The organism is Streptomyces sp. NPDC015125, from assembly GCF_043080045.1.
In the GTDB taxonomy this organism is placed as follows: Bacteria; Actinomycetota; Actinomycetes; order Streptomycetales; family Streptomycetaceae; genus Streptomyces.
In genome coordinates this window covers 1-1,135 of sequence record NZ_JBIBVF010000064.1, presented here as the reverse complement: position 1 = coordinate 1,135, position 1,135 = coordinate 1, and the positions used below count along the sequence as shown (strand labels likewise).

The following is a 1,135-nucleotide window of genomic DNA, read 5'->3' as shown; positions in this document are numbered from 1 at the left end:
TGCTGGTCCGGCTGGACTCCCGGACCCTGCGCCCGGCGCCGTGGAGCGAGGCGTTCAGGGCTGCCGGCCGGGCACTTCTGCGACCGGCGGACTGATCTTCGGGCGGTTCCGGTCCCCGGACCGCAGCACCCGCGCGAACACCACCAGGCAGCAGGCCAGCAGCGTCACCAGACCGAACGACACCACCAGGCTGGTCGCCTGGGCCAGACCGCCGATCGCGCTCGGCGCCACCAGGCCCGAGGTGTAGGTGATGGTGGCGACGCCCCCGGCCGGCCGCGGCGAAGCACAGCGGGACGACCACGGCGATGCCGAGGCCCATCAGCGCGAAGCCGGTCATCGCCACCGCCGGATGGCCGCCGACCACGACGAGCAGACCGCCGAGGGCGGCCAGCACACCGCTCACCCGTACCGTGCGGACCGCGCCGAACCGGTCCACCACCTGGTCGCCGGCGAGCCTGGCCAGCGCCATCGTCAGCGTGAAGCCCGTTGTGCAGGCCGCCGCCAGACCGGCCGAGGTCTCCAGCTCGTCCCGCAGATAGACCGCCGACCAGTCCAGGCTCGCGCCCTCCGCGAACACCGCGCAGAACCCGACCGCGCCGATCAGCAGCGCCGACCTGGGCGGCAGCGCGAAGCGCGGCGGCGGGTCCTCGTCCTCGGCGGGCTGGAGGTCCAGCACCCAGGTGCAGGCGACCAGGCCCGCCACGGTCAGCACCGCGGCGGCCAGGAGGTGGTGCGTCCTGGCGTCGGTGCCCAGGTGGGCGGCGAGCGTGCCCGCCGCCGAACCGATCAGCGCGCCCGCGCTCCACATGCCGTGCAGCCCGGACATGATCGACTTGTCCAGACGGTTCTCGATCTCGACGCCCAGGGCGTTCATCGCCACGTCCGACATGCCCGCCGTGGCGCCGTAGACGAACAGGGCGAGACACAGGGTGAGCAGGTTCGGGGCGAGGGAGGGCAGGACCAGCGCAAGCGTCCACAGGGCCAGCAGACCGCGCAGGGCGGTACGGGCGCCGAAGCGGTGGCTGACACTCCCGGCCAGCGGCATGGCGAGGGACGCGCCGAGCGCCGGGAAGGCGAGCGCCAGCCCCAGCTGGCCCGCGCTCACGCCGGCGTGGTCCTGGATCCAGGGCACGCG

General features: G+C 74.3%; 2 pseudogenes. One reads left to right on the top strand and one right to left on the bottom strand.

Going from position 1 to position 1,135, the window contains the following annotated elements:
* Positions 1–95, top strand: a pseudogene (locus ACF088_RS41335) (acyl-CoA thioesterase); the annotation flags it as partial.
* Here ACF088_RS41335 and ACF088_RS41330 read toward each other — a convergent pair.
* Positions 55–1,135: pseudogene (locus ACF088_RS41330) on the bottom strand (MFS transporter); the annotation flags it as partial. The pseudogenes ACF088_RS41335 and ACF088_RS41330 overlap by 41 nt on opposite strands.